We start from the raw sequence: 22,834 nt of genomic DNA, 5'->3' as shown, positions 1-22,834 counted from the left end.
CTGTCGCGCATGTTAGCCTATGGACATTGCAACCTTGTCCATACGCCTACATGAAGCACGTCCCGGTCCACGTCTCGCTGATCACCATCATTGAAATCATGGCGATTTTGGTCGGCGCACTATCTGGATTCGTGGAGGCGCGCCGCAAGCGCATGGACATCGTCGGCGTGTTCACCGTGGCCTTCATCGCCGCGTTCGGCGGCGGGACGTTGCGCGACATCCTGCTCGACAAGCGGCCGCTGTTCTGGGTCATGCACCAGGAATACGTGATCCTGATCTTCGTGCTGACCTTGGTGGCGACGCCGCTGATGCGCACTGTCAAGCAAATCATTTCCGAACGGGTGATTGTGGTGGCCGACGCGGTCGGTCTCGGCCTGTTTGCCGTGGCCGGCGTGGCGCAGGCGCAGGCGGCCCATATGCCGATCTTCATCGCCTCGATGATGGGCGTGATCACCGGCATCTTCGGCGGCGTGCTGCGCGACATCGTCTGCAATGAAGTGCCGATGGTGCTGCGCGACGGCAAGCCTTACGCCATCTGTGCCTTCTTCGGGACCTGGCTCTACATCGGCCTGCAATACGCTGATCTGGTGTCCGACGACGCCGCGCTGTGGACCAGCGCGGCGTTTATCGCGATTCTGCGGCTGGTGACCTGGAAGTTTGACCTGCACCTCCGTAGCCACCATTAATTCCGCTTAGAACGAGTACTGCGCCAGCAAGGTGTAACGCGGACCGCTCATGAACACCTGGCGGGTGAAGTCACCCGAGTGCTGCTGCATGATCTGGCGCGTGTACGAGTTGGTCAGGTTGGTCCCTTCCAGGCCGACGCGGAACTTGTCCGTGAAGTCGTAGAAGATCGACGCATCGACCTGACCGTAGGCCGCCTGGTACAACGGCAGGCCGAAAGCCTGGTCGTTGTTGGTGGTCGGGATCAGGAACGAGCTGGAGGCCGGGTTGGTGTTCAGACCGTTGTTGCCACGGCTGCCCCACTGGTTCACGCCCAGCAGGTAACGCGAACGCCAGTTGTAAGCCACCCGCAGCGACAGGCCGTGCTGCTCGTACATCAGCGCCAGGTTGACGGTGTGACGCGACAGGCCCGGCAGCGGGGTCTTGCCGAAGGCGCGCGCGTCGGTATCGCAACCGTTGATGCTCAGGTTGTAGTTGGACGAGGCGTCGCTGCCGGCGCACCAGGCTTCATACACCGGATCTTTCAGCGTGCGCTCGCTCTCTACGTAGGTCCAGCTGGCCTGGGTGCCGATGCCACGCAACCAGTCCGGGACGAAATCGTAGTACTGCTGGTGAGCGATCTCGAAACCGCGGGCAAAGCCCTTGGCGCCGTTGACCGGGCCGGTGACCACGAAGCTGCGCGACGCACCGGTCACATCTTTCGCCGTGTACGCGTAGTTCTTGGTGACGATGATGTCCTGCAGATCCTTGTTGAACAGCGAGAAGGTCAGCGAGCCGGCCTTGGCGAAGTACCACTCGGCCGTCAGGTCGACGTTGGTCGCCCTGATCGGCTTCAGCAGCGGATTGCCGTCGCTGGTGCCGGTCAGGCTGGTGCCGTTGAACTGCACGGCGGTGGTGTTGCCGGCGGCGTCACGCGTCACGGTCTGCAGGTGTTCCGCATTCAGCGTGGTCTGCACCTGCAGCTGGTTGAAGTCCGGACGCGAAATCGCCTTGGCCGCCGCAAAGCGGAATTGCAGCTCGTTGCTGGCCTTCATCCGCAGATTCAGGCTCGGCAGCCAGTTGCCATACGAATTGGTGAACGACTGCGATTGCGCAAACGCCGGGATGTTGATCAGCTTGTCCAGGCCGGTGACGTTGACGCCGGCGCCGACCGATGGCGTGGACGGCGGCGTGTAGGCGACATAACCGCTGCCGGCGCCCTGAGTGCGCACGTAGCGGATGCCGACGTTGCCGTCGATCGGGAACTTCAGGTCATCCCAGCCGAAGCGCAGTTGCGTGTAGGCGGCGCGGGTCTTCTCGGTCTGCGTGTTGGTGGCGGCCGGGTCGTTGAAGGTCGCCGGTTTCCATGGATCGCAGGTCGAGCCTTGCTCCGCGCACAGCACGTCGTGGTACGCGTGGATCTTGCTCCATTGGTCGGGGAAACCGCGCACCGTGGCCGAGTCGGCGAACAGCATCGGCGGCAGGTTGTATTTGCCGCCGAAGAAGTTGTCGATCTTCTGCAGCGACGCGCCGCCGGCAAAGCGCGGATCGTCCAGGCGGGCCACGCCGGGGATCTGCCAGCCTTCCATCCACGGGAAGGTGATCGCCTGCCAGTTGTAGAACTTCTGCGCCTTGTTGTTGTCGCCTTCGCGATTCGCCAGGCGCACGCCGAAGCGGATGTCGCGCAGCACCGGATCGTCAAACGAATACTTGACGTCCGATTTCCAGGCTTTCTGGGTGGCCGTGGCGCGGTCCAGCGCCTCCTGGGTGTAGGCCCAGTAGTAGTTGTGCGCATTGGCCATGTAGGCCTCCGAGCCGAGGCCGATCTGCGGCACCTTGCCGGTCATGTCCATGGTCTGGTTCGGCAGGATGAAGCCGGTCGAGACGTCGGCGTCGAAGCCCTCGGTGGTCGAGCGCACGTGCTGGAAGTCGTTGGTCCAGGTCAGATCCGGCGACACGCGCCACTGCACGTTCAGCGAAATGTCGCGCGTGCTCGATTCACGCGTGTTGATGCGCTGCGAACTGTTGAACGGCGAACCGCCATAGGTCGGGTTCGAGATGGTGCCGCTCTGGAAGGCGCCGTTTTTGTCGAACACCGAGTTGGAACTGGCCACCTGCTGGTACCACTTGTCCTCGGACGACGCCACCACGTGCTCGTCCAGGTCTTCCTTGTAGCGGGTCTTGAAGTAGGTCAGCCCGGCGGTCAGGTCCTTGTTCGGCTTCCACTGGAAGGCCGCGTAGTCGCCGCGACGGGTGCGGTCGAAATCCTGCGAGCGGTAGCCAACACCCAGCGGTATCCATTGCGTCTTGTTGCGGTCGTACAGCGCCGGATCGGTCGAGTTCACGTGCGGGAAATAGGGATCGACGCCGACGCCGTCCGAACGGCTCGGGCTCTTGGCATGGGCGAAGTCGATCAGGGCGCCGATCTCGCCGATGTCGGTGGTCCAGCGGTTCGACAGCAGCACGGTGGCGGTCGGCGATGGCTTGCCCTGGCGCAGCGTGGAATACGATTCCGACACCCCCACCGTGCCCTTGAAGCCCTTGAAGTCGAACGGCATCGCGGTGCGCAGATTGACCAGGCCGGCCACAGCGCCTTCCACCTGTTCGGCCGACGGATTCTTGTAGACATCCACGCCGGCCATCAGTTCCGGCGCCACGTCGGAGAACCCGAGCGAGCGGCCGCCACCGGCCGAGAACGCGTCGCGGCCGTTGATCTCCGACCGCACGTAGGTCAGGCCGCGCACCGACACGCCGGAGCCTTCGACCGATTGACGGTTCGGGTCGCCCGCCATATTGCGGTCGATGGTGACGCCGGCGATGCGCTGCAGCACCTCGGTGACCGAACGGTCCGGCAGCTTGCCGATGTCCTCGGCGACGATCGAGTCGACCACCTCGTCGGAATCCTGCTTGAGTTTTTGCGCGGATTGCAAGGCGGCGCGCTGGCCGCTGACCACCACCACCGGACCGGTAACGGCCGGCTCTGCCGTCTGGGCCCACACCGGACTGGCATGCAGCACAACAACCTGTGCGACCGCGGCAGCGATTGCAGTTTTCTGTAATTTATTCATTTTGTCTGTCTCCCTCTTCTAGGTATTTTTGTGTTTCACATGACGCCATTGCTCGTTGAAAGGTTTATGCCTCCATCAGTTTGAATTTGGTTGCAACGCCCGCCGCTGCCTGGCTGGCGACATAGGCGCCGTGGTCCGGCATGCGCGCGACGGCCTGGTTGATCAGGTCACGCAATTCGGCAAAGTGGCCGTGCACCGCGCGGATGTCGACGCGCTCGGCCAGCGGGTCATGGCGTTTCGGCACCGCACCCAGCCCCATCATCATCGCCACGAACGACGGTTCGGCGAAGCCGGCGCGGTCGAGGATGGCGACGCGTCCAGTCTCGCGGAACAGTTCGATCTGGTGGCGCAGCGAATCCGGGATCGCCATGCCGGCGCAGTAACGCCAGAAATCCGAATCGTTGCGCTGGGTCAGCTTGTAGTGCAGCACAATGAAGTCGCGCACCGATTCGTAACGGCCGCCCATCACGCGGTTGAATTCGTTGGCCAGCGCGGGGCTGCAATCGCGCTCCGGGAACAGTTCGATCAGCTTGCCCACCGCCGTTTCGATCAGGTTGATGCTGGTCGATTCCAGCGGCTCGATGAAGCCGGCCGACAGCCCGATCGCCACCACGTTCTTGACCCACGACTTGCGGCGCCGGCCGGTGACGAAGCGCAGCTGGCGCGGCTGGTCCAGCGCGGCGCCGTCGAGGCCGTCGAGCAGCACCTGGCGCGCGCGTTCGTCGCTGGTAAAGCCGTTGCTGTACACGTAGCCGTTACCGGTGCGGTGCTGCAGCGGGATGCGCCATAGCCAGCCGGCTTCCTTCGCGGTCGAACGGGTAAACGGCGTCAGCTGTGCGACCGAGGCGCACGGCACCGCCTGCGCGCTGTTGCACGGCAGGTATTCGCTCCAGTCCTCGTAGCCGGCCTTCAGCGCGCCTTCGATCAGCAGGCCGCGGAAGCCCGAGCAGTCGATGAACAGGTCGCCTTCGACGCGGCGGCCGTCGCCCAGCTTGACGGCGGTGACGAAGCCGCTCTCCGCATGCTGCTCGACCTCGACGATCATGCCTTCGATGCGCTGGACGCCGCGTGCGACGGCATAGTCGCGCAGATAGGCGGCGTACAGGCTGGCGTCGAAATGGAAGCCGTAGGAATACGCGTCGGTCATGCCCGGCGTGTCCTCGTTCGGCGGCGAGAACTTGCCATGGCGCGCCATTACCGAGGCGACCGACCAGTTCTCGATGTCCGGCATGCTGTTGAAGGCCTGTGCCAGCCGCAGCCAGTGCTGGTGCGCGCCAATGCCGGCCAGCGGCGGCCCGAAATCGCCGAACGGATGGAAGAAGCGGTTGCCGACGTGGCCCCAGTCCTTGAATTCGATGCCGAGCTTGTAGCTGGCCTGGGTCTTGGCGATAAAGTCGTCCGCATCCAGTCCCAGCGACGCGTTGTAGGCGCGAATGGTAGGCAGGGTCGCCTCGCCGACGCCGATGGTACCGATTTCAGGCGATTCCACCAGCGTCACCGCGCACGGCTGGGTGGGATGGCGCAGCAGGCGCTGGGCCAGCGGCGCGGCCGTCATCCAGCCGGCGGTGCCGCCGCCGACGATGACAATCCTGCGGATCGGACCGCCATGCAGGTCATTGCTGCTCATTTCATCTCCTTAAAATGGGCGAGCGATGACAACGTTTTCATTTGTGCGCGAATAAGCGCGGGCGCGCTGCGCTGGAGTCAGGACAAGTTGGGGCACGGCCATGGCAAGGGCCGTCGTCTGTAGCGTGATCAAAGTGTATCTCCCTCATTTTTTTTATCCAGCCTCGGGGGCCGGTATATGCAAGCTAACATTAATGCGATCAACGAACAAATAGTTCCAGATTCAGTGTCGCTGTTTAACCTCACTCGCTAAACAATAGGTAACAGGGGAAGATTCTTAAAAATCGACGTCCGTAGAGACTTTATTTTGCCATCGGGCGACTGAACAAAATTGGGGAGCGCTTCCACAACGAAAGTGAGTGGTAAAAAAAATGCCGGCTAAGCCGGCATTTCAAACAGGATGGAAAGCGTTTTACACGGCGTCGGGACCGGTCTCGCCGGTCCGGATGCGGATCACCTGCTCGACGTTTTGCACAAAGATTTTGCCGTCGCCGATCTTGCCGGTGCGGGCCGCCTTGATGATGGCGTCCACCACCTGTTCGGCCACGCCGTCATCGACCACCACTTCGACCTTCACTTTCGGCAGGAAGTCGACCACGTATTCGGCGCCGCGATACAGTTCGGTATGGCCCTTCTGGCGGCCAAAGCCTTTCACCTCGGTGACGGTCAAACCCGTAACGTTGACCTCAGCCAGTGCCTCACGCACCTCGTCCAGCTTGAACGGCTTGATCACTGCGGTAATCTGTTTCATGACTTCTCCTTATATCCAAATCGAAAATCCGGGCAGCAGACTGCATGCGTTGATTGTATTGTAATCGACCCTCGCGTGCTGTCCATGTCCATAAGCTTATTCTTTACACATGCACCGGAATGGCGCGTAGTTCTTCCATCCAAACAACGCTTTGCGCATCGCTTGGCGCCCGCCAGTCGCCGCGCGGCGACAGCGAACCGCCGCTGCCCACCTTCGGTGCATTCGGCACGCAGCTGCGCTTGAACTGGCTGGTGCGGAAGAAGCGGTCGAGGAAGATGCCGAGGTTCCTGGCGATCGCCGCCAGGTCGTACTGGTTGCGCGTAACGTGATCGCCATCCGGCCAGCGGCCCTGCTCCTTGTCCTTCCACGCCGTGTGCGACAGGAACGCCACCTTGGACGGGTTGAAGCCGAAGCGCAGCACGTAATACAGGTTGAAGTCTTGCAGCTCGTACGGGCCGATGGTGCTTTCCGTGCGCTGCTCGGGCTGGCCGCCGGCGGTGCCGGGCACCAGCTCGGGACTGATCTCGGTGCCAAGGATATCCAGCAGCACCTGCGCATCGTTGCGGCCGATCACGCCGGACTCGGCCACCCAGCGCACCAGGTGCGAGATCAAGGTCTTCGGCACGCTGGCGTTGACGTTGTAGTGCGACATATGATCGCCGACGCCGTAGGTGCACCAGCCCAGCGCCAGCTCGCTCAGGTCGCCGGTGCCGATCACCAGACCGCCGTGGTGGTTGGCCAGGCGGAACAGGTGGTTGGTCCGTTCGCCGGCCTGGACGTTTTCAAACGTGATGTCGTACTGTTCCTTGCCCTCCGAATACGGGTGGTTCAGATCCTTCAACATCTGGATACAGCTTGGGCGGATGTCGATCTCCTGCGCCGTGCAGCCGACCAGCTTCATCAGCGCATGCGCCTGCTTCAGCGTGCGCTCGCTGGTGGCGAAGCCTGGCATGGTGTAGGCCAGAATGTTGGTGCGCGGCAGTTTCAGCTTGTCCATCACGCGCGCGCAGACCAGCAGCGCATGGGTCGAGTCGAGCCCGCCGGAAATGCCGATCACCACTTTCTTCAGGCCGCTGGTGGTCAGGCGCTGGGCCAGCGCCTGCACCTGGATGTGGTAGACCTCATTGCAGCGTTCGTCGCGGCGGCGCGCATCGGCCGGCACATACGGGAAGCGTTCGATGCAGCGCTTCAGCGCGAGCGGCTGGTCGTGTTCGAGTTCCAGCGGGAAGAACACGGTGCGGAATTTGCCCACCTCCGCCGCATGGCGCTGCACCGATTGCGCGAACGTGTTCATGCGCATGCGTTCGCGCGACAGGCGCTCCAGGTCGATGTCGGCAAAAGTCAGCGACGGTTCGTCGACAAAGCGTTTGGCCTCGGCCAGCAGCTCGCCGTTTTCGAAGATCACGCCCTGCCCATCCCACGCCATGTCGGTGCTGGACTCGCCGCCGCCGGCCGAGGTGTACAGGTAGGCGGCGATGCAGCGCGCCGATTGCTGGCCGACCAGCTGGTTGCGGTAATTGGCCTTGCCGACCAGCGCATTCGACGCCGACAGATTGACCAGCACCGTGGCGCCGGCCAGGGCCGCGAACGATGACGGCGGCACCGGCACCCAGACGTCCTCGCAAATCTCGACGTGGAACTTAAGCAGCGGCAGGTCGGCCACTTCAAACAGCAGGCCGGAACCGAACTGCACCCGCTCGCCCAGCAAATCGATCTCGGTGGCGACGGCGTAATCGCCGCTGCTGAACTGGCGCGCTTCGTAGAATTCGCCGTAGTTGGGCAGGTAGCTTTTCGGCACCACACCCTGGATCTGGCCGTTGGCGATGACCACCGCGCAGTTGTACAGCTGATGCTCCACCCGCAGCGGCGCGCCAACCACCACCGCCATTTTCCATTCGGTGGAGGCATCGAGGATCGCCGCCAGGCCGTCTAGCACGCCGTCGAGCAAGGCGCGCTGGTGGAACAGGTCGTCGCAGGTATAGGCGGCCAGACCCAGCTCGGGGAAGGCCACTAGCGCCGCGCCTTGCGCCGCGGCCTTTTCGGCCAGCGCGATGGTCTGTTCGGCGTTGTAGGCCGGATCGGCAATGCGGCACACCGGCGCGGCTACCGCGACGCGGGCGAAATCGTGGGTGTACAGATTGAAGAAATTCGAAGCCATGTCAGGTCTTTCGCGTACGCAAAATCCGATTATCGCACGGGCAAAGCGCGCCCGCATGCGCTAGACTGGCACATCAACGTGGAAGGAGATAGTGTGGCAGAAGCAGAGTTTACGATCATCGACTCATTGGCGGAGGTCGACCCGGCGCAGTGGCAGGCGCTGGCTGGCGACAATCCCACGCTGAGCTACACCTTTCTGCACGCGCTGCACGAAACGCAATGCGCCTCGGACCGCACTGGCTGGTCGCCGCGCTATCTGGTGCTGCACCGGGACGGCGTGCTGCAAGCCGCCATGCCGCTTTACCTGAAGCAGCACAGCCGCGGCGAATACGTGTTCGACCACGCCTGGGCCGATGCCTTCCACCGCAACGGCATCCCCTACTACCCCAAGCTGCTGTCGGCGGTGCCGTTCACGCCGGTGACCGGCAGCCGATTGCTGGCCCACACGGCGCAAGACCGCCAACTGCTGGCGCGCGCCGCCTTGCAGCTGGCGCAGCAGCTGGAAACCTCGTCGCTGCACGTCCTGTTCCCCGACCAGCAGGACAAGCAGGCGCTGACCGACGCCGGCTACATGCTGCGCGAAGGCGTGCAGTTCCACTGGGAGAACCAGGACTACGCCGACTTTGACGCCTTTCTCGCCACCATGAAAATGGACAAGCGCAAAAAGCTGCGCCAGGACCGCCGCCGGGTGCAGGACGCCGGCATCCATTTTGAGCACCTGGCCGGCCGCGCCATTACCGACGAGGTGCTGCGTTTCTTCTACCAGTGCTATGTATCGACTTACCAGGCGCACTTTTCCAAGCCCTATCTGTCGCTGGCCTTCTTCCAGCGCCTGCTGGCGGAAACGCCGGACAGCCTGATGATCGTGCTGGCCAAGCGCGGCGAGCAGCCGCTGGCGGTTGCGTTGAACCTGGTCGGCGGCAACATCATGTACGGCCGCTACTGGGGCACGCAGGAATTCGTCTCCGGCCTGCATTTCGAAACCTGCTATGTGCAGTCGATCGACTATTGCATCCAGCACGGCATCGCCCGCTTTGAAGGCGGTGCGCAAGGCGTGCACAAGATGTCACGCGGCCTGGTGCCGACGCCGACCTGGTCGGCGCACTGGGTGGCCGACCGCCGCTTCGCCGACGCCATCGCCGATTTCCTGGCCCAGGAAACCGCCGCCATGAACGACTATATCGACGAGTTGTCCGAGCACATCCCCTTCAAAGCCGCCAACGACTGATGGCGCCGGCGCGCTCCCTTGGGCGGGTGGCGCGCATCCTCATTTGATACCAATGGTTGAAAATGAATGCGATTATTCATGACTACCGCCACTGCAATCAGACGACCATACTGTGTTCATCAACCAGCCACTTTCAAAAGGAACACATCATGAGCACCAATCTGAACGGTAAAGTCGCTTTCATCAACGGTGGTTCGCGCGGCATCGGCGCAGCAAGCGCCCGTCGCCTGGCACGTGCAGGCGCCACGGTCGCAATCGGTTACGCAGCCGACCTGCTAATCGACGGCGGCTTCGCAGCCTGATCCAAGGAAAACATCATGAGCTCACAAAATCGTTTGACCTTTATTGTGCACCTGCCGGCCAAGCCGGAACGCTACGCCGAGCTGGAAGCCGGCGTGCGCCAGGTGCTGACGGATATGTCGCGCGAGCCGGATTTTCTGAATTGCACGCTGCACCGCTCGCAGAACGATCCCAACACGCTCGTGGTGTACGAAACCTGGAGCTGCGACCGCGAGTACTTCCTGCAGCACCACCTGCCACGCCACTATCGCGCCGAGTTCGAACGCGAATTGCCCGGCCGCCTGGCCGCCGGGCGCCGCATCGAATTCCTGGACGAGGTCAGCCCTCCCCTACGACTTACGGCAGAGAAGTTATCCCCCGTATCAGGCATAACAACATTGGCAGCCGCGTTCTATGCTGGCGGATCACCAATCACATCAGGAGTAGCAAAATGACCAAAGCAATCGTCGCCGTGGTGTACCACTCGGGTTATGGCCACACCGCGCGCCAGGCCGAAGCAGTCAGCGCCGGCGCCGCCCGCGTCGAGGGCGTCACCGCGCGCCTGTATCCGGTCGATGGCGCCGAAGCGCCGTGGGCGGAGCTGGAACAGGCCGACGCCATCATCTTTGGCGCACCGACCTATATGGGCGGCCCGTCGGCGCAATTCAAAGCCTTCCAGGACGCCACCTCGCGCACCGTGTATGCGGCCGGCGGCACCTGGCGCAACAAGCTGGCGGCCGGCTTCACCAACTCGGCCTCGCGCTCCGGCGACAAGCTGGCCAGCCTGCAGCAGATCGCCATCTTCGCTGCCCAGCACGGCATGCACTGGGTCAGTCTGGGCCTGCCACCTGGCAACAATTCCAGCACGGGTTCGGAAGAAGACTTGAACCGTCTCGGCTTCTTCCTGGGTGCGGCGGCGCAGTCGAATGCCGACCAAGGCGCCGACGTGGCGCCACCGCTGGCCGACCTGCGCACGGCCGAACATCTGGGCGCGCGCGTGGCTGAAACCGCACTGCAATTCGTGCGCGGCCGCGGCTAAGCCGTGACGATCCTGCGGCATCCTGGGGGTGCCGCAGCTTGCATGCTGGCTTAAAAATGTACGGGAATTTACGTAAGGGAGTAAAATAGCCGCGAATGAATCCAGTTTGCTTCACAGCAATTTCTATCGGCCCTATACTTTGAGCCCCTTGGAAAGTTTTCTAGGAACGTGGCAAAGACAGCATGAATGCAGATTTTATAAAACAACGTAACCGCTTCAAATCCACCACGATGAAGCGGATTGACGTCAGTGAAGACGCGTACAACCATGTGACCAATATCCTGGCCGCCATCGCCAAGCCGTTTCATGTACGCAAAGGCGAATACCTGCAACGCGCCGGCACCCCGGCCACGCAGGTGCACTGGCTGGCCAGCGGCGTGGCGCGCAGTGGATTCTTCAATCGTGAAGGCGTGGAAGTCACGCTGCGCTTCTACCGCGAAGGCGAATCGGCCACCACCCTGACCGACCTGATCAGCGGCGAAAGCGGCCAGCCGGCGGTGCAGTTCCTGATCGCCGAGACGCCGATCCATGGCTTCACGCTGGACTGGAAAACCGCCTCCGACCTGCGCGCGCAGCACGAGGTGATGCAGAACTACCATCTGAATATCGCCATGGCCGGCCTGCAAAGCATGGCCCAGCGCGCCTACAGCAGCGGCGAAACGTCGGCGCAGGAGCGCCTGACGGCGTTCCGCGAAGAATATCCGGGACTGGAAGCACGCATTTCGCAGCGCGCGATTGCGTCCTACCTGGGCATCACGCCGCAATACATGTCGCGCCTGCGCCGTGAAGCCGAGGCAGGCGCCGAAGCCCACCTCGAAGACCACCCGGCGCACGCCCGCCAGGCCTGACCACGCACGACGCACTCAACATAAGAACAAGGTTTGTGAATATACTTTCAGTGATCCGCCGTGCCGGATAGCGAAGGTATGCACGCAAAACCACGGGGACAAGGGCCGAAAAGTGCCTCTCACTTTCAATATTTCTCAGGAAGGTAAATCCCCATGACTCAAGCAGATAACCAGAACCCCAATGGCAAGCGTTTCTCCCGGCGCCAGTTTATCGGCGCCGCTGTCGGCGCTGCGGCCGTATGGGGCGGTTACTCGATTTTCTTCGGTGGCCAGTTCCGTGCCGCCAAGGCCGACCGTTCGGTTGACGTGCTGCTGATCGGCGGCGGCATCATGAGCGCCACGCTCGGCACTTATCTGACCGAGCTGGAACCCAAATGGACCTTCGAAGTGTTCGAACGTCTGGACAAGGTGGCGGAAGAAAGCTCCAACGGCTGGAACAACGCCGGCACCGGCCACTCCGCGCTGTGCGAACTGAACTACACGCCGATGGACGACAAAGGCGTGGTGCATATCGACAAGGCGATCGAGATCAACGAGAGTTTCCAGATCTCGCGCCAGTTCTGGTCGCACCAGGTGCGCAAGGGCGTGCTGGGCAACCCGCGCGAGTTCATCAATTCCACGCCGCACATGAACCTGGTGTTCGGTCCAGAAAACCGCGAGTTCATCACCAAGCGCGTCGCCGCGCTGAAGGCCTCGCCGCTGTTCGCCGGCATGGAAATGACCACCGATCCGGTCAAGATCAAGGAATGGATCCCGATCATGATGGAAGGCCGCCAACCGGACGAGATGGTCACCGCGACCCGCTCGCCGCTCGGCACCGACGTCAACCTCGGTTCGATCACCCGCCAGTTCTACCAGCACCTGAGCAAAAACGGCAGCAAGATCACCACCGGCTTTGAAGTCCGCTCGATCACCCGCAACGACGACGGCTCGTGGCGCGTCTCGGCGTTCGACGTCAAGGACAAGTCCAAGATCCAGACCATCGACGCGCGCCACATCTTCATCGGCGCCGGCGGCGCGGCGCTGCCGCTGCTGCAATTGTCGGGCATTCCGGAAGCCAAGCAGTACGGCGGCTTCCCGGTCGGCGGCGAGTTCCTGGTGACGGACAATCCGGCGATTACTTCGCGCCACCTGGCCAAGGTCTACGGCCTGGCGGACACCGGTTCGCCGCCGATGTCGGTGCCGCACCTGGATACCCGCGTGCTGGATGGCAAGACCGTGCTGCTGTTCGGACCGTTCGCAACCTGGTCGACCAAATTCCTCAAGAACGGCTCGTACTTCGATATCGCCAAGGCCACCACGCCGTCGAATATCATTCCGCAGCTGCAAGTCGGCGCCCATGAGTTTGCACTGGTCAAATACCTGGCGCAGCAGCTGGAACTGTCTCGCGAAGACAAGATGAATGCACTGCGCCACTACATGCCGGAAGCGAAGGACGAAGATTGGCGCCTGTGGCAAGCCGGCCAGCGCGTGCAGATCATCAAAAACATTCCTGACAAGGGCGGCGTGCTGAAGCTGGGTACCGAAGTCGTGGTATCGGCAGACCGCTCGGTATCGGCCTTGCTGGGTGCGTCGCCAGGCGGTTCGACCTCGCCGGCGATCATGCTGTCGCTGCTGGAAAAAGTGTTCCCAGAGCAGATCAAGAGCGCTGCCTGGCAGGAAAAGATTCGCGAGATCGTGCCGTCGTACGGCAAAAAGCTGAATGCGCACCCGGACTTGCTGGCGGCGGAATGGGCGGCCACTGCGGAAACCCTGCAGTTGACGATCGCCTCGCCGAGTCTGGAAGGCTTTGTGGTCGGCGCCACGCCGGACGCTGCGCCAGGCGTGGTTAAGAAAGTGCCGGATATTGCACTGTAAATAAAAAAAGCCCCTCATTCTGCATGAGGGGCTTTTTTTTTACTCAGCAGAGATTGAAACTCAGGCTGCTGGCTGCTTCTGGTAATTGGCGACGCCGGCCAGGATTTCTTCCTTGGCGGCTTCTGGACCATGCCAGCCTTCGATCTTGACCCACTTGCCTTTTTCCAGGTCTTTGTAGTGCTCGAAGAAGTGCTGGATCTGGCGCAGGCGCAGTTCGTTGATATCTTCCGGCTTCTGCCAGTGGCTGTAGATCGACAGTACCTTGTCGACTGGCACGGCCAGCACTTTAGCGTCTTCACCGGCTTCGTCGGTCATTTTCAGCACGCCGATTGGACGGCAGCGCACCACCACGCCTGGGAACAGCGGGAACGGGGTGATGACCAGCACATCGACCGGATCGCCGTCAGCCGACAGGGTGTTCGGCACGTAGCCGTAGTTGCATGGGTAGTGCATGGCGGTGCCCATGAAACGGTCAACGAAGATCGCGCCCGACTCTTTGTCGACTTCATATTTGATCGGATCAGCGTTCATCGGGATTTCGATGACGACGTTGAAGTCGTTAGGCACGTCTTTACCGGAAGACACTTTGTTCAAGCTCATGGATTTTCCTCTGTTTACAGGCTGTGTTTAACCGCGTCATTATATCCAAGTACAGACTGCTTGTGCGGCGCAACACCGTTGAACATTTGTTATGATAACAGCTCTCCTTATTTGGATAACGCATGATGATCTTCCGCCAACTGTTCGATCCCAGCTCCTCCACCTACACCTATCTGCTGGGTGATGGCGGCGAAGCGGTGCTGATCGACCCGGTCTACGAACAGGTGCCGCGCGACCTGGCGCTGCTGCACGAACTGGGCCTGACGCTGCTGGCCACGCTCGACACCCACGTTCACGCCGACCACGTCACCGGCGCCTGGCGCCTGCGCCAGCGCAGCGGCAGCCGCATCGCCGTCTCCGCCGCGTCCGGCGCCGCCGAGGCCGATACGCCGCTGCAACACGGCGACCGCATCCCCTTCGGTTCGCGCTACCTGACGGTGCGCGCCACGCCCGGCCACACCAGCGGCTGCCTGACCTACGTGCTGGACGACGAGAGCATGGCTTTCACCGGCGACAGCCTGCTGATCCGCGGCTGCGGCCGCACCGACTTCCAGCAAGGCAGTCCGCAGCAGCTGTTCGCCTCGGTGCATGAACAGATTCTCAGCCTGCCGGGCGCCTGCCTGCTGTATCCGGCCCACGACTATCGCGGCATCACCGTCACCAGCGTGGCGGAGGAACGGCGCTACAACCCGCGCCTGGGTGGCGATGTCGATGTCGGCGATTTCACCGGCCACATGAACAACCTGCACCTGCCGCATCCGAAGCTGATCGCGGTGGCGGTACCGGCCAACCTGCGCTGCGGCAAGCCGGAAGGCGACGCGCCGACCGACACGCCGGACTGGGCCCCGCTGACCCTGCGCTTCAGCGGCGTATGGGAAATCGAGCCGATGGCCCTGCTCGAACGGCTGGACCAGGTGCAGATCGTCGACGTGCGCGAAGCGCCGGAATTCATCGACCGCCTGGGCCACCTGCACGGCGCCACGCTGGTGCCGCTGTCGGAGCTGACCGGCCGCATGGACGAATTCGACCGCGACCAGCCGATCGTGGCCGTGTGCCGCTCCGGCGTGCGCTCGGCGCAGGCCAGTGTGCTGCTGACCAAGGCCGGCTTTAGCAAAGTCGCCAACCTGGCCGGCGGCATGCTGCGCTGGAAAATCGAAGGCTATCCAGCCGACTCCGACCCTGCCTGAGCCACCTCAACTGCGCCGCACCGCGATCTGCCTACACTGCAGTTCCGGCGCAGCGCAAGTTGCGACGATCGGTGAGCACAATGCGGAACTAATCAATGTTTCCGCGGTCTTACCAGGCAGCATAGGGCTGTGCGCGGTATCCACCACCTTAGGTTTCATACTATTTCAACATTTCTCGGCGTGGAGTTCAGCATGAAGCCGTTAGACATTTATCTGTATATCATCCTCGCTATTGGCATCTTCGGTGGGTCGGCAGCGACACTCTGGGTTTATCTGTACCTGAAGAAAAAATATCCGAACGAAAAAAAGGCCGGTGATGACCGGCCTTCTGTTTAGAGGATCGTCGCCAGTGCGCACTGGCGGTAGTGGTTGGCGGCTTCTTCGTCTTGCCCCAGCGCTTCATGCAGCTGCGCCAGCTTCAGGTGCGATTCGCGCACCATGCGCGGGTCGGAGGCGTCCGACAAGGCCTGCTCCAGATAGCGCTGCGCCTTGCCCCACAGTTTCTGCTTCAGGCACAGCGAACCCAGCGTCAGCGCCAGTTCGGCGTCGGTCGGACGGGCGTTGGCCCAGTTCTCGCAATGCTCGATCTGCATCAGCAACGCCGCCGAACCGGCTGGCGCGGCGGCTTCGCGGTAGGTCCGCACCACGCGGTCGTCCCAGTCGGCGGCCAGCGATTCTTCCGCCACCAGGCGCGCCTCGTCATGCAGGCCACGCGCATTCAGCGCGGCGGCGGCGCGGCACGCCACGTACGGCTTGATGCGGTCGGCGGTCGGCACCGTGCCCCACACCCGCAGCAGCGATTCCGCATCGTGGGTCGGATCGGACAGCAAATCGTCATACGCCAGCTCGCGCAGACGCGACGACAAGGCCGGATGCAACGCGCGGTGCTTGTCCAGCGAACGCACCAGGCGCAGCACTTCCGGCCAGTTCTTGGCCTGCTGCTGCGCTTTGAGCGACATCTGCAACGCGTGAATGTGACGCGTGCCGCTGGCGTTCAGTTCGCGCACGGCGTCCAGCGCCGCTTCCGGCTGATGATCGTCGACCAGCAGTTCAGTCATGGTCATCAGGCGCGCGGTTTTCATCGCGTTGTCATCGACCAGCTTGTTCAGCCACTGGTCGCGGCGGGCCGACTGGCGCATGCGGTGCGCGGCGCGGGCGCCGATCAGCGACGCCACGCCGACATTTTCCGGCAATTCGGAAGCGCGCAGCGCGGCTTTTTCGGCATGGCCGAAGCGGCCTTCAAACAGCGCCTTCAGCGCTTCGCGCAGGCCCTTGTTGCCATCGCGTTCGCGCTTTTGCTGGCGGTAGGCGGCGACCTTGCGTGGCATCTTGACCGTCGCACGGAAGGCGCGGATCACGATGTACAGGAAGACGAACAGCGCCAGCTCCAGCACCACGAAGAAGTTCAGCGACAGGTCGATCCGGTGCGGCGGATAGAACAGCACCACATTGCCCGGATTGAAGCGCGCCGTCACGGCAATACCGATGGCGGCGGCCATCATGGCGACTAACCAGAGAAATAAACGCATGACTATGGCTTCGCTTTGTAGTTGCGCACCGCGTTCAGGCTGTCGGACAGGGTCGGCATCTCAATCGCGAGATTGCTGCTCTGCACCTGACGCAGCAACGCCTGCACGGTCTGGGTGGAACGGGCGCGGGTGTCGAAATACTTGACCAGCGCGTCCTGCGCGGCGATCAGGTCGGCGCGGAAAGCGCCTTCGTTACGCGACAGCAGCGCCATGCGCGCGTTCAGCAAACGCAGCTTGAGATTTTCGCGCATGAAGTAGGCCTGGGTTGGCGACAGCATCAACGCGTCCGGCGTGTTCACATTGCGCACCCGCACCAGATCACGCATGTCGCTCCACATTTCGCTGCTCCAGCCATTCCAGCCGTCCTGCAAGGCTTGCAGCCATGGGCTGGTGGTTTGTTCGACCACCACCGGCTTGCCGTCCTTGCCGTGCACGACCTTGGTTTTGACTTTCTTTTCAGGCAGCGCCGGCGCTGCCTGTTTTTCGTCCGACAGCATCGGCAGCGTATCGATTTGCGCAATCGCGTTGTCCAGGCGCAGCGCGACGCCGACCGAGTCGACGCTCGGCAGCGCTTTCAGCTTGTCGGTATCGCGCGCGATGGCGCGGCGGATGGTGATGAACTGCGGCTTGTCGGAACGCGACAGGCTGCGGTCGGCATTCTGCAGCGCGATCAGCGCGCCCGGCACGTTGCCAGCCAGCTGCAGCTGCTGAGACGCGGTCGACAGCACTTGCTCGATCTCGGTCAGCGCCCATTCGTCGCGGTTTTTCGACAGATCCTGATACAGCTGCTCCAGCGCCAGTTGCTGGCTCTGCGCTTCCTGTTGCTTGCTTTCCAGCAGCGCGACCTTGGCTTGCAACTCCTTCGTGCTCTCCTGCACGCTATGCACCTGGCTGCCGGTGTCGGCATTGATGGCGTCGCCTTTTTGCAGGCGCATCGCCACTTCCTCGCGCAGCTTGCTGACCCGCGCATGCGAATACCAGGTCTGGCCGGCCAGCAGGATCGCCAGCACAAGTATCCCCACCGACAGCATTTGCGGCTGTTGCAGGGTTTCGAGCAGGCTCGGTTCAGACTGCGTTGGCGGCGTGGCCGCAGGCGGGATCTCGCTGGCTTTGGCGGACGAGACGGCTGGGTCAGGTAAAGTAGGCAAATCGTTCATAGGCATGATTGTAACGCGGCCAGCAGGCGTTCGTCGCCTGATCCGGTGAGCGTCAGCTTGGAAAACCCCAAATTATTTGCCGTTTCGGCAATTCGGGCGTGGGGCACGATCAGATGCTGTTGTTGCATAGCTACAACGCTATTGTGCTGCATCGCGTCAGGGTGCTGCAAGTCCAATTCGGCCAGGATGCCGCACAGGCCGCGTAAAGCCTCGGAGCTGGTGATGATCCAGTCGTTTTGCTGCGCCAGCAAACGGCGCAACGTGGCGCCCAGTTCGGCCGTCAGCGGCGGCACCGAGCGGCGGTAGGCTGGCGCCACGTCGACCAAGGCGCCGGCGGCGCGCAGGCCGTCGCCCATCAGTTCGCGGCCGCTTTCGCCGCGGATGATCAGCACCGGCCGGCCTTTCAAGGCCGCCAGGTCCAGTGCCTGCAGCAGGTGTTCGGAGTCGCTGGGCACGTTGTCGGCCGGGCAGACGATGCGGTAGCGGTCCGGCGTGACGCCGTGCACCGCCAGCGCGGTGCGGCTGCCCTCGCCCACCACCGCCAGCGTCACCTCCGGCGGCCACTGCTTTATATGCGCAAACGCGGCATCGATGGCGTTGGGCGAGACGAAGGCCACCAGTGCATAATCCGCCAGCCGGGCCAGCGTGGCTTGCAGCGGCCGCTGGTCGGCCAGCGGCGCGATATCCAGCAGCGGCAGCACTTCGACCGTACGGCCCAGGGCCGCCACGCGGGCGGCCAGCGGCGCGGCTTGCGCCAGCGGACGGGTGATGACGACGGCGCCGGCCATCCCCGGATCAGGCGGCCGGCTTGCCGGCGGCGCTGGCGGCCAGCTCGGCCGAGCGCGCATCGTCGTCGGCTTGCGCCGCTTCGCTCAGGCAGGCGGCCAGGATGCCTTCGGCGTCCTGCACCCGCAGCAGCTCGGCCACTTGCAGGCCCAGCGCTTCGGCGTCGGCGGCCGGGCCGCGCGCTTCGGCGCTGATCATGCGCGTGCCGTCCGGCGTCGCCACCATGGCGCGCAGGTGCATCTGGTCGCCATCGATGGTGGCGTAGGACGCCAGCGGAATCTGGCAGCTGCCGCCAAACACTTGCGACACCTTGCGCTCGGCGATCGACACCAGCGCGCTGTGCGCGTGATGCAGCGGCGCCAGCAGCGCGACCAGGTCGAGGCCATCGTCACGTTCGGGAATCTCAATCGCCAGCGTGCCCTGTCCCGGCGCCGGCAAACTGGTTTCCGGCGACAGCAGCGCACGGATGCGCGCGGCCAGGCCCAAACGGTTGAGGCCGGCTGCAGCCAGGATGATGGCGGCATACTCGCCACGGTCCAGCTTGGCCAGACGGGTGTCCAGGTTGCCGCGCAGCGGCTTGATCACCAGTTGCGGATAGCGGGCGGCAATCAGCGCCTGGCGGCGCAGGCTGCTGGTGCCGACCACCGCGCCAGCCGGCAAGTCGTCGAGGGAAGCGTAATCGTTGGAAACAAAAGCGTCGCGCGCATCTTCGCGCTCCATCACCGCCGCCATGGCGAAGCCTTCAGGCAACACCATCGGCATGTCTTTCAGGCAGTGCACGGCCAGATCGGCGCGGCCTTCGGCCATTGCCACTTCCAGTTCTTTGACAAACAGGCCCTTGCCCCCCACCTTCGACAAGGTGCGATCCAGAATTTGATCGCCACGCGTCGTCATTCCGACAATTTTGACATCGCACTGCGGATATAATAATGTCAAGCGATCGCGGACGTGCTCGGCTTGCCACATGGCGAGACGGCTCTCCCGCGACGCAATGACCAATCTGGACGGGGAGTTTTGTACCAATTCGGATGTTTTCAAAACCAGTTCTTTCGCTGTAGCTGACGCTAACCGGCGCAAGCCAGTACCACGCGCGTGTTTAAGATCACAAATTTTAGCATGCTCACCTTCTTGCAGAACCGGGCCATAAGCCTACGCACCGACATATTTCACCTTTCGTGACTTAAAACACATGGCCAATCCATCTAGTGCATTGAACGAACACGTTGCTGAACAACCGGGCGCCGACAAAGACGCGCCATTGAAGGAAGACATCCGCTTATTAGGCCGCCTGCTGGGCGATGTCTTGCGCGACCAGGAGGGCGAGGAAGTCTACGCCGTGGTCGAGACCATTCGCCAGACCGCCGTGCGCTTCCGCCGCGAGGCCGACGCCGGCGCCGCCAAGGAACTGGACGGCATGCTGAAGATCCTGACCAAGGAGCAGACCATTTCGGTGGTGCGCGCCTTCTCGTACTTCTCGCACCTGGCCAATATCGCCGAAGACCAGCACCACATCCGCCGCCGCCGCGCCCACCTGCTGGCCGGCTCCAGGCCGCAGCAAGGCAGCGTCAACTACGCGCTGTGCAAGCTGAAGGAAGCCGGCGTCAGCCAGCAGACCGTCTCGACCTTCTTCCAGGAGGCGCTGATCTCGCCGGTGCTGACCGCCCACCCGACCGAAGTGCAGCGCAAGTCCATCCTCGACGCCGAGCACGACATCGCGCGCCTGCTGGCCGAACGCGACCTGCCGCTGACGCCGAAGGAAACCGCCGCCAATATGCACCTGCTAAAAGCGCGCATCGCCACGCTGTGGCAGACCCGCATGCTGCGCTACTCCAAGCTGACCGTGGCCGACGAAATCGAAAACGCCCTGTCCTACTACCGCATCACCTTCCTGCGCGAACTGCCGGGGTTGTACGATGACATCGAGCAGGACATCGCCCACCACTACGGCAACGACGAGCAGCCGCAGGCGATCACCGCACCATATGTGCAGATGGGCAGCTGGATCGGCGGTGACCGCGACGGCAATCCCAACGTCAACGGCGACACGATGTCGCACGCGCTGACGCGCCAGGCCACCACCATCCTCGACTTCTACCTGGAAGAAGCGCACACGCTGGGCGCCGAACTGTCGATCTCGACGCTGATGGTGGCGTGCTCGCCGGCATTGCAAGCGCTGGCCGACCAGTCGCCCGACACCTCCGACCACCGCGCCGACGAACCGTATCGCCGCGCGCTGATTGGCATCTACGCCCGCCTGGCCTCGACCGCGCGCGCCCTGGGCGCCACCAACATCCTGCGCAAGGAAGTCGGCCACGCCGAGCCGTACCACGGCGCCGCCGACTTCGCCGCCGACCTGCAAGTGCTGATCGACTCGCTGACCGCCAACCACGGCGAGGTGCTGGTGCAGCCGCGCCTGGCCACGCTGAAGCGCGCGGCCGACATCTTCGGCTTCCATCTGGCCTCGCTGGACATGCGGCAGTCGTCCGACGTCCACGAGCGCGTGCTGGCGGAACTGTTCTCCACCGCCGGCGTGCAGGCCGACTACGCCGCGCTGGACGAAGACGCCAAGATCGCGCTGCTGCTGGGCGAGCTGGCGCAACCGCGCCTGCTCAATTCGCCGTACATCAACTACTCGGCCGAGACCGTATCGGAACTTGGCGTGCTGCGCGCGGCGCGCCAGATCCGCGCCCGCTACGGTGCCCGCGCGATCCGCAACTACATCATCTCGCACACCGAGACCGTGTCCGACCTGCTGGAAGTGCTGCTGCTGCAAAAAGAGCTGGGCCTGCTGCGCCTCGCCGCGGGGCAAGCTGAACCTGAGCTGGACCTGATGGTAATCCCGCTGTTCGAGACCATCCCCGACCTGCAACGCGCGTCCGGCATCATGGAAGCCGTGATGGCCATCCCGCTGGTCAAGCAACTGATCGCCAAGCAGGGCCAGATCCAGGAAGTGATGCTGGGCTATTCGGACTCCAACAAGGATGGCGGCTTCCTCACCTCCAACTGGGAGCTGTACAAGGCCGAAACCAACCTGGTCAAGGTGTTTGAAAACGCCGGCGTCAAGCTGCGCCTGTTCCATGGCCGGGGCGGCACCGTCGGCCGTGGCGGCGGTCCGTCGTACGACGCCATCCTGGCGCAGCCGCACGGCACCGTCAACGGCCAGATCCGCCTGACCGAACAGGGCGAAATCATCGCCTCCAAGTTCTCCAACAAGGACATCGGCCGCCGCAACCTGGAACTGCTGGTCGCCGCCACGCTGGAAGCGAGCCTGATGCCGCAGCCGGAAGACACCGAACACAGCAAGCAACTGCACCAGTTCGAGACCATCATGGCCGAGATTTCGGACCGCGCCTACCAGGCCTACCGCAATCTGGTCTATGAAACCCCGGGCTTCACCGACTACTTCTTCACCGCCACGCCGATTGCTGAAATTGCCGAACTGAACCTCGGTTCGCGTCCGGCCTCGCGCAAATCGACCAAGCGGATTGAAGACCTGCGGGCGATTCCATGGGGCTTCTCGTGGGGCCAGTGCCGCCTGCTGCTGCCGGGCTGGTACGGTTTCGCCAGCGCCATCGGCGGCTGGATTGCCGACGGCGACCAGGCCGAGCGCCTGGCGCAGCTGCAAGCGATGTTCAAGCACTGGCCGCTGTTCGCCACGCTGCTGTCGAACATGGACATGGTGCTGGCCAAGACCGACCTGGCGATCGCCTCGCGTTACGCCGAGCTGGTGCAGGACAAGGAACTGCGCGACCGCATCTTCAAGCGCATCACCGACGAGCACGCCAACACGCTGGAGATCCTGCAAAGCATCACCGGGGCCGGCGAACGCCTGGCCGGCAACCCGCTGCTGGCGCGTTCGATCCAGAACCGCTTTGCGTATCTGGACCCGCTGAATCACTTGCAGGTTGAGCTGATCAAGCGCCACCGCGCGCTGTCGTCGGAGAGCAAAGCCGACGAACGCGTGCACCGCGGCATTCACCTGTCGATCAACGGTGTCGCTGCCGGACTGCGCAATACCGGCTAAAAACAACACGGCAACGCTACCAACACCCCGCTGGT

Annotated in this window: 19 protein-coding genes; 10 read left to right on the top strand and 9 right to left on the bottom strand. The window is 63.1% G+C overall.

Annotated features, from left to right (window positions below; all coding sequences use genetic code 11):
- Positions 1–50: 50 nt before the first annotated feature.
- The gene (locus GTP55_RS24040; protein WP_110848538.1) at positions 51–686 is read left to right on the top strand and encodes a trimeric intracellular cation channel family protein; all 636 of its coding nucleotides are present in this window, start codon (positions 51–53) and stop codon (positions 684–686) included.
- A gap of 6 nt (positions 687–692) precedes the next feature.
- Here GTP55_RS24040 and GTP55_RS24035 read toward each other — a convergent pair whose 3' ends face one another.
- The 4 genes from GTP55_RS24035 to GTP55_RS24020 form a co-directional block, all read right to left on the bottom strand.
- Positions 693–3,731, bottom strand: a complete 3,039-nt coding sequence (locus tag GTP55_RS24035) for a TonB-dependent receptor (RefSeq protein WP_161047333.1) — start codon at positions 3,729–3,731, stop codon at positions 693–695.
- Positions 3,732–3,795: 64 nt separating this feature from the next.
- Complete coding sequence (locus GTP55_RS24030; protein ID WP_161047332.1) at positions 3,796–5,358, bottom strand: tryptophan halogenase family protein; 1,563 nt, start codon at positions 5,356–5,358, stop codon at positions 3,796–3,798.
- A gap of 411 nt (positions 5,359–5,769) precedes the next feature.
- Positions 5,770–6,108 (bottom strand): P-II family nitrogen regulator, encoded by a 339-nt coding sequence (locus GTP55_RS24025; RefSeq protein ID WP_019922031.1) that lies wholly within the window; start codon positions 6,106–6,108, stop codon positions 5,770–5,772.
- 103 nt (positions 6,109–6,211) lie between these two features.
- On the bottom strand, positions 6,212–8,266 hold the full coding sequence (locus GTP55_RS24020; protein ID WP_161047331.1) for an NAD(+) synthase: 2,055 nt from the start codon (positions 8,264–8,266) through the stop codon (positions 6,212–6,214).
- 93 nt (positions 8,267–8,359) lie between these two features.
- On the opposite strand from GTP55_RS24020, the gene GTP55_RS24015 reads away from it, so the two are divergent.
- The 6 genes from GTP55_RS24015 to mqo all read left to right on the top strand — a co-directional run bounded on the left by GTP55_RS24015 (position 8,360) and on the right by mqo (position 13,516).
- A complete protein-coding gene (locus tag GTP55_RS24015; RefSeq protein WP_161047330.1) occupies positions 8,360–9,493 on the top strand; it encodes a GNAT family N-acetyltransferase in 1,134 nt (377 codons plus the stop codon).
- Positions 9,494–9,642: 149 nt separating this feature from the next.
- The gene (locus tag GTP55_RS24010; RefSeq protein WP_371868428.1) at positions 9,643–9,795 is read left to right on the top strand and encodes a hypothetical protein; all 153 of its coding nucleotides are present in this window, start codon (positions 9,643–9,645) and stop codon (positions 9,793–9,795) included.
- A 15-nt stretch (positions 9,796–9,810) separates the two neighbouring features.
- Positions 9,811–10,227, top strand: coding sequence for a putative quinol monooxygenase (locus GTP55_RS24005; RefSeq protein ID WP_161047329.1), 417 nt, complete (start codon positions 9,811–9,813; stop codon positions 10,225–10,227).
- Positions 10,224–10,811 (top strand): flavodoxin family protein, encoded by a 588-nt coding sequence (locus GTP55_RS24000; RefSeq protein ID WP_161047328.1) that lies wholly within the window; start codon positions 10,224–10,226, stop codon positions 10,809–10,811. Before GTP55_RS24005 ends, GTP55_RS24000 begins: the two co-directional genes overlap by 4 nt.
- A gap of 182 nt (positions 10,812–10,993) precedes the next feature.
- Complete coding sequence (locus tag GTP55_RS23995; RefSeq protein WP_229258136.1) at positions 10,994–11,659, top strand: Crp/Fnr family transcriptional regulator; 666 nt, start codon at positions 10,994–10,996, stop codon at positions 11,657–11,659.
- A gap of 153 nt (positions 11,660–11,812) precedes the next feature.
- Positions 11,813–13,516 (top strand): malate dehydrogenase (quinone), encoded by a 1,704-nt coding sequence (gene mqo / locus GTP55_RS23990; protein WP_161047327.1) that lies wholly within the window; start codon positions 11,813–11,815, stop codon positions 13,514–13,516.
- A 60-nt stretch (positions 13,517–13,576) separates the two neighbouring features.
- On the opposite strand, the gene ppa is transcribed toward mqo, so the two are convergent.
- The gene (gene ppa, locus GTP55_RS23985; RefSeq protein WP_110848547.1) at positions 13,577–14,116 is read right to left on the bottom strand and encodes an inorganic diphosphatase; all 540 of its coding nucleotides are present in this window, start codon (positions 14,114–14,116) and stop codon (positions 13,577–13,579) included.
- Positions 14,117–14,241: 125 nt separating this feature from the next.
- Here ppa and GTP55_RS23980 point away from each other — a divergent pair, with 125 nt between their 5' ends.
- Positions 14,242–15,303: an MBL fold metallo-hydrolase gene (locus GTP55_RS23980; protein ID WP_161047355.1), complete on the top strand. Its 1,062-nt coding sequence runs from the start codon at positions 14,242–14,244 to the stop codon at positions 15,301–15,303.
- Between the two features lie 192 nt (positions 15,304–15,495).
- Positions 15,496–15,639 (top strand): hypothetical protein, encoded by a 144-nt coding sequence (locus GTP55_RS23975; protein ID WP_161047326.1) that lies wholly within the window; start codon positions 15,496–15,498, stop codon positions 15,637–15,639.
- Here the strand turns inward: GTP55_RS23975 and GTP55_RS23970 are convergent.
- From GTP55_RS23970 to hemC, 4 genes are read right to left on the bottom strand one after another with little or no spacing between them, the layout of a single operon-like run.
- Entirely contained in the window at positions 15,636–16,832 is a 1,197-nt protein-coding gene (locus GTP55_RS23970) for a heme biosynthesis protein HemY (protein WP_161047325.1), read from the bottom strand. The two genes, GTP55_RS23975 and GTP55_RS23970, sit on opposite strands and share 4 nt — an antisense overlap.
- A 2-nt stretch (positions 16,833–16,834) precedes the next feature.
- Complete coding sequence (locus GTP55_RS23965) at positions 16,835–17,989, bottom strand: uroporphyrinogen-III C-methyltransferase (RefSeq protein ID WP_161047324.1); 1,155 nt, start codon at positions 17,987–17,989, stop codon at positions 16,835–16,837.
- Complete coding sequence (locus GTP55_RS23960; RefSeq protein ID WP_161047323.1) at positions 17,986–18,777, bottom strand: uroporphyrinogen-III synthase; 792 nt, start codon at positions 18,775–18,777, stop codon at positions 17,986–17,988. The genes GTP55_RS23965 and GTP55_RS23960 overlap by 4 nt, the downstream gene beginning before the upstream one ends.
- Before the next feature lie 7 nt (positions 18,778–18,784).
- Positions 18,785–19,798 (bottom strand): hydroxymethylbilane synthase, encoded by a 1,014-nt coding sequence (hemC, locus tag GTP55_RS23955; protein WP_161047354.1) that lies wholly within the window; start codon positions 19,796–19,798, stop codon positions 18,785–18,787.
- 166 nt (positions 19,799–19,964) lie between these two features.
- Between hemC and ppc the strand changes: the two genes are divergently transcribed.
- Positions 19,965–22,799, top strand: coding sequence for a phosphoenolpyruvate carboxylase (gene ppc, locus GTP55_RS23950; RefSeq protein WP_161047322.1), 2,835 nt, complete (start codon positions 19,965–19,967; stop codon positions 22,797–22,799).
- Positions 22,800–22,834 lie beyond the last annotated feature (35 nt).

It is taken from the genome of Duganella margarita (assembly GCF_009857535.1).
GTDB classification, from domain to species: domain Bacteria; phylum Pseudomonadota; class Gammaproteobacteria; order Burkholderiales; family Burkholderiaceae_D; genus Rugamonas; species Rugamonas margarita.
The sequence above is the reverse complement of the archived record's forward strand: the minus strand, read 5'-3'. Positions and strand labels throughout refer to the sequence as shown.

What these genes read in the sequence shown, in the direction of transcription:
- GTP55_RS24040 (WP_110848538.1), top strand. Translation starts at nt 51, where the DNA reads ATGAAGCACGTCCCGGTCCACGTCTCGCTGATCACCATCATTGAAATC.
- GTP55_RS24035 (WP_161047333.1), bottom strand. Translation starts at nt 3,731, where the DNA reads ATGAATAAATTACAGAAAACTGCAATCGCTGCCGCGGTCGCACAGGTT.
- GTP55_RS24030 (WP_161047332.1), bottom strand. Translation starts at nt 5,358, where the DNA reads ATGAGCAGCAATGACCTGCATGGCGGTCCGATCCGCAGGATTGTCATC.
- GTP55_RS24025 (WP_019922031.1), bottom strand. Translation starts at nt 6,108, where the DNA reads ATGAAACAGATTACCGCAGTGATCAAGCCGTTCAAGCTGGACGAGGTG.
- GTP55_RS24020 (WP_161047331.1), bottom strand. Translation starts at nt 8,266, where the DNA reads ATGGCTTCGAATTTCTTCAATCTGTACACCCACGATTTCGCCCGCGTC.
- GTP55_RS24010 (WP_371868428.1), top strand. Translation starts at nt 9,643, where the DNA reads ATGAGCACCAATCTGAACGGTAAAGTCGCTTTCATCAACGGTGGTTCG.
- GTP55_RS24005 (WP_161047329.1), top strand. Translation starts at nt 9,811, where the DNA reads ATGAGCTCACAAAATCGTTTGACCTTTATTGTGCACCTGCCGGCCAAG.
- GTP55_RS24000 (WP_161047328.1), top strand. Translation starts at nt 10,224, where the DNA reads ATGACCAAAGCAATCGTCGCCGTGGTGTACCACTCGGGTTATGGCCAC.
- GTP55_RS23995 (WP_229258136.1), top strand. Translation starts at nt 10,994, where the DNA reads ATGAATGCAGATTTTATAAAACAACGTAACCGCTTCAAATCCACCACG.
- mqo (WP_161047327.1), top strand. Translation starts at nt 11,813, where the DNA reads ATGACTCAAGCAGATAACCAGAACCCCAATGGCAAGCGTTTCTCCCGG.
- ppa (WP_110848547.1), bottom strand. Translation starts at nt 14,116, where the DNA reads ATGAGCTTGAACAAAGTGTCTTCCGGTAAAGACGTGCCTAACGACTTC.
- GTP55_RS23980 (WP_161047355.1), top strand. Translation starts at nt 14,242, where the DNA reads ATGATCTTCCGCCAACTGTTCGATCCCAGCTCCTCCACCTACACCTAT.
- GTP55_RS23975 (WP_161047326.1), top strand. Translation starts at nt 15,496, where the DNA reads ATGAAGCCGTTAGACATTTATCTGTATATCATCCTCGCTATTGGCATC.
- GTP55_RS23970 (WP_161047325.1), bottom strand. Translation starts at nt 16,832, where the DNA reads ATGCGTTTATTTCTCTGGTTAGTCGCCATGATGGCCGCCGCCATCGGT.
- GTP55_RS23965 (WP_161047324.1), bottom strand. Translation starts at nt 17,989, where the DNA reads ATGAACGATTTGCCTACTTTACCTGACCCAGCCGTCTCGTCCGCCAAA.
- GTP55_RS23960 (WP_161047323.1), bottom strand. Translation starts at nt 18,777, where the DNA reads ATGGCCGGCGCCGTCGTCATCACCCGTCCGCTGGCGCAAGCCGCGCCG.
- ppc (WP_161047322.1), top strand. Translation starts at nt 19,965, where the DNA reads ATGGCCAATCCATCTAGTGCATTGAACGAACACGTTGCTGAACAACCG.